Origin of the sequence: Erwinia sp. (genome assembly GCF_031978025.1) — a bacterium.
In the GTDB taxonomy this organism is placed as follows: Bacteria; Pseudomonadota; Gammaproteobacteria; order Enterobacterales; family Enterobacteriaceae; genus Erwinia.
The window spans coordinates 1-3,983 of sequence record NZ_DALZCD010000326.1; the positions used below are offsets into that span (position 1 = coordinate 1).

General features: G+C 55.8%; 3 protein-coding genes and 1 pseudogene. 2 read left to right on the forward strand and 2 right to left on the reverse strand.

Annotation, left to right across the window (positions count from 1 at the left end; all coding sequences use genetic code 11):
* Positions 1-469: pseudogene (locus RTK32_RS19410) on the reverse strand (diaminopimelate decarboxylase); the annotation flags it as partial.
* Positions 470-589: 120 nt separating this feature from the next.
* On the opposite strand from RTK32_RS19410, the gene RTK32_RS19415 reads away from it, so the two are divergent.
* A complete protein-coding gene (locus RTK32_RS19415; protein ID WP_312046856.1) occupies positions 590-1,510 on the forward strand; it encodes a LysR family transcriptional regulator in 921 nt (306 codons plus the stop codon).
* Here RTK32_RS19415 and RTK32_RS19420 read toward each other — a convergent pair.
* Positions 1,507-2,670: an MFS transporter gene (locus RTK32_RS19420; RefSeq protein ID WP_312046857.1), complete on the reverse strand. Its 1,164-nt coding sequence runs from the start codon at positions 2,668-2,670 to the stop codon at positions 1,507-1,509. The genes RTK32_RS19415 and RTK32_RS19420 overlap by 4 nt on opposite strands.
* A 468-nt stretch (positions 2,671-3,138) precedes the next feature.
* Between RTK32_RS19420 and RTK32_RS19425 the strand changes: the two genes are divergently transcribed.
* Positions 3,139-3,762: a serine protease gene (locus RTK32_RS19425; protein ID WP_312046859.1), complete on the forward strand. Its 624-nt coding sequence runs from the start codon at positions 3,139-3,141 to the stop codon at positions 3,760-3,762.
* Positions 3,763-3,983 lie beyond the last annotated feature (221 nt).

Genomic DNA, 3,983 nt, shown 5'->3' on the forward strand with positions numbered 1-3,983 from the left:
CGCCGGTATTGGTTTTTTGGCTGTGACCATGACCAAATCCCGGATTGACGCGCAGCCAAACCCGGTGCCCCGGCGACGCTTCGCCCAGCTGGTGTAGCATATCGACCGATCCGGCATTCACCGGGATTTTCAGTTCCGTCAGGCGGGCCAGCGTGGGCGCATCCAGCAGATCCGCCGTAAAGACAATCTCTTCGCCGCCCGGCTGGAAGCCTGCCGCCAGCGCGCGCTCCACTTCTCCCAGCGATACGGAATCGACACGGACGCCTGCTGCGCGCATCAGCTTAAGAATATGGATGTTAGAACAGGCTTTTTGCGCAAAACGCACCACGTCAAACTGCTGCAGCTGCGCGATGCGGTCGGCAATGACGTCGGCATCGTAAGCCCAGACGGGGCCGCCATACTGGCGCGCCAGCTGCAGCAAATTATCACGGTTAAGAGCGGTTTCGGTGGTGTTAAGCGGACGTGGCATCGGGCTTTCTCCTGTCAGTAGTCGCCTCATTACGCCAGAACGGCGGCAGGATGAAAAATATCTGTTTTAGCGAAGGCTATTCATCCATGATATGGCTGCTTCTTTTTTGAGGGGATACTTATGGCGGGTATTACGCTGCGGCATATCGAAATTTTCCATGCGGTCGTCACTACCGGCAATCTGACCGAGGCGGCGGCCATGTTGAGCACCTCGCAGCCCACGGTCAGTCGCGAACTGGCGAGGCTGGAAAAGTTGACCGGTCTGAAGCTGTTCGATCGCATCCGGGGCCGTTTGCACCCTACCGTGCAGGGCCTGAAGCTGTTTGAGGAAGTCCAGCGCTCCTGGTACGGCCTGGACAGGATTATCAACGCGGCGGAAAGTTTGCGCCAGTTTCGCCAGGGCGAGCTGTCGGTCGCCTGTCTGCCCGTGTTTTCCCAGTCGCTGCTTCCTCTGCTTTGTCAGCCTTTTTTACAGCACTATCCTGACGTCAGCCTGAATATCATCCCACAGGAGTCACCGCTGCTGGAGGAGTGGCTGTCGGCACAGCGTTACGATTTGGGCTTAACGGAAACCAGCCAGACGCCAGCCGGGACAGATCGCTGCGTGATTTTTACCGGCAATGAAGTGTGTGTGCTGCCGCAGGATGACGAACTGGCAGAAAAAAGCTGTCTGACGCCGCAGGATTTTGCCGGCAAAAACTTTATCAGCCTGTCGCAAACGGACGGCTACCGGCAGCTACTGGATCAGTTATTCAGCGAGCAGGGGGTGCAGCGCAGGATGGTGATGGAGACGCACAGTGCGGCCTCGGTGTGCGCCATGGTCAGAGCGGGTGTGGGCGTCTCGATAGTTAATCCACTGACGGCGCTGGACTATGCAGGCAGCGGCGTGGCGATCCGCCGCTTCAGCATTGAAGTGCCTTTTACCGTCAGCCTGATCCGGCCGCAGCACCGCCCTGGTTCGGCGCTGGTGGACGCGTTCAGCCTGCATCTGCATCAGCATAGCAGCCTGTTCAACCAGCGCCTTGAGGCCTTGCTGGCTTAAGCGCGCGCGGCCTGCCGCTGGTCACGGCTACGGCGGAAGGTCAGCAGGCAAATCAGCAGACCCATAGCTGCCAGTACGGCAGCGGCAACCGGGACGGAAGTCAGGCCGTAGCCACCGTCAATCACCGCACCGCCAGCCCATGCGCCAAACGCATTGCCGACGTTAAAGGCGGAAATATTCAGCGTGGAGACCAGGTTCGGCGCTTCTTTGCCGTGGCGAACAACGTTGATTTGCAGGCCCGGCACGGTGGCGAACGTCGCCATCGCCCATAAGAACAGGGTAATCTCCGCCAGCCACAGCGCATGGCTGGTCCAGCTGAAGGCCAGCGAAAACAGCGCGATCAGCGAGAAGCTGAGGATCAGACTGAAGGAGACTTTCCAGTCGGCCAGCCTGCCGCCCAAAATGTTGCCGACCGTCAGGCCACCACCGATCAAAAACAGCGTCCAGCTGACGCCTTTGTTGCTGATCCCCGTAACCTGGAGCAGCAGCGGCGCAATATAGCTGAACAGCGCGAACATAGCGGCGGCGAAAAATACCGTCATCAACAGCGACAGCCACAGCTTGCCGTTAGCCAGCGCGCCGATCTCACTTGCCAGATGGACCGGCTTCTCGTTGCGGTTAGTTGGCAGGCTGACTATCAGCGCGATAAATGCCAGCACGCCTATCACCGCCACACCCCAGAAAGTCGCGCGCCAGCCGAACAGCTGACCAAACCAGGTGCCCAACGGCACGCCCAATACGTTAGCCAGCGTCAGGCCGGTAAACATCAGCGCCACGGCGGATGCCTGCTTATCAGGGGCCACCAGGCTGGCGGCCACAACGGCACCGATACCAAAAAATGCGCCGTGGCAAAGTGCGGTAATCACCCTTGCCGCCATCAGCAGGTTGTAGCTGTAAGCCAGTGCGCAAAGCACGTTACCCACGATAAAGATCGACATCAGTAAAATCAGCGTCTTTTTACGCGGCAGCTTAGCCGTAAGCAGCGCCATAATCGGCGCGCCGATCGCCACGCCCAGCGCATAGCCGCTGATTAACCAGCCCGCAGAGGGGATCGTCACCCTGAGATCGCCGGCCACTTCCGGTAGCAGGCCCATAATTACGAATTCCGTGGTGCCAATAGCAAAGGCGCTTAACGCCAATGCCAGTAAAGAAACGGGCATCTCATCTTCTCCAGAAAAAATTATCTTTCCGCCGACGGCTCTCGGCGGACAATACGGGGCAGGAAAGTATTACAAAATGTGAATTTTGATCTGTATCACATCAGAGATTAAACCACAGCTCATCAGGGACTTATACCTCTTCTCAGGCAACAATCTCTTGCCTGAAAGGCAACAATCGCGGGTTATTGTTCGTTTTACAAACAAATTTTAGCTGAATAGTGTCATTTTCAGGCGGTAGGCTTTGTCTATACTTCAGGAAAACGGGTCCAGACTTTAGTAAAAAATGGCCGTATTTTATGCGAATTGAGACGGCACCCATTACTGAAAATTATCAGTTATCCGATCATCATTTAAAGCGGAGTGCGGTTAAATAGGTAAAGTTTTCCGAGTGTTGGCCGATACCTCGATCATGGATGCAACGGGCGTTTATTGAGCTGTGCTTGAACGATTCATTACCGAGGAGCAAAGATGCGACTGGCTATTTGCCTGCTGACGCTGAGTATTACCGGGTGCTCAGTGGGAAAATATGAGTACAGCAGCGAAGCGGAGAAGCGTGTGGATATGACCGTCACCGGCATTCCTACCATTCTGGGCGTGGGCACGCTGGGCACCACTATTCCCTTAACCGCTGATTACAGCCTGACGGCGGCGCACGTGGCGAAATATTCGCTTTATCGCGTTAAATCGCGCCATCCTGAATGTGACCTGGCGGTGGTGTACCATAAAAACGGCAACGTTCCCGCTCCGCATTTTCGTAACGGTTTTATGGGCGATAAAATTAATCTGTATGGCTACAGCTTTATTTCGGCCATGCCGGTGGCCTCAACCGGCACTAACCTGGTGAACACCGGCCTGAAAAATGACTGGAACAAGCTGAGCTGTGTCGTGGTGGCTTCTGATGCGGGCGTGGTGCAGGGGATGTCCGGTGGCGCGGTTTACAACGCGTCCGATGATTCCGTCGCAGGCGTGATCGTCGGCTATTCTAATCGTATTAACGATATTAAAACCGGCAAAACGCTGTATAAAAATGTCTCGCTGTACGTGCCCTACGCCCGTTTCAAAGACTGGCTGGATGAGGCGACAAAGTCTTAACTTCTTGCTGGCTCGGCGATGAATCCGGCACGAAGGGCGGCAGCGGACAGGCTGCCAGCTTTAACCACGAGCTACGTTTAACGCTTAACTTCCCTTTCTGACGCAACCATTCTGTCTTTACGAAAGGCGCCTGCGTAAAACATCGGCAGCGAACAGGCTGCCAGTGTTAACCACGAGCTACGTTTAACGCTTAACTTCCCTTTCTGACGCAACCATTCTGT